The following is a 739-nucleotide window of genomic DNA, read 5'->3' on the forward strand; positions in this document are numbered from 1 at the left end:
AGCGTCAACAACATAGGCTTGAGTATTGGAGACTGGCGAACCGATGGAATATCCTTGAACAGCGCCCAAGTCTGCTACAGTGGCGCAAACCGTAATCTCGCTGGCGCCGTATTCATTAAAGAAATTCCGATCTCCTTTGAAACGTTTTATGTGTTCTTCATGGATAAGTTCTCCAGTCACTATGAGTGGATTGATGGATTTCACGTCTTGCGGCTCTATCATTTCGAGGAATGAAGGCACAAGAACTGCTGCATTAAGACCAATTGGATCAAGGCATGAGAAGACATCTTTTCTAGTCAGAACGCCTTCTTTACGATGAACAATCGCTAGCTTTGCGCCGGCGCAAAGAGGGGCTGCAATCTCCTCGATAATCTGAGTGAACGAACATGTCGCGATCTGCAACATCCGATGCTCGGCAGTGATCCTATATTTTTTTCGGACACCGCAACACAAAACAAAGAGTTCCTCGTGCCCGACAAGGACGCCCTTTGGATTTCCTGTTGAGCCTGATGTATAAATGACGTAAGCGAGACTCTTAGGTGATAGAAACGCAAGGCGATTAATCTTGTTGAATGCAGTTTTGGCACAGGTCGTGATGGCGCTCACTGTTTCCAGAGTATCGAGAAAATGTGGGAGACATTTTCCCAGATTGCAGAGTACAGGCAATAATCGTGCTTTATCAGTGCAAATGAGAACCGCTGAGGCATGTGCATCCTCCAGCATGAAGGCAAGTCGCTCC

1 protein-coding gene is annotated in these 739 nt (G+C 46.8%); it reads right to left on the bottom strand.

The features are described 5' to 3' along the window. Positions 1-739: AMP-binding protein (locus E1297_RS01090; protein WP_155132816.1), on the bottom strand; the 739-nt coding region annotated here is incomplete at both ends.

The sequence above is a fragment of the Roseibium sp. RKSG952 genome (genome assembly GCF_009711355.1).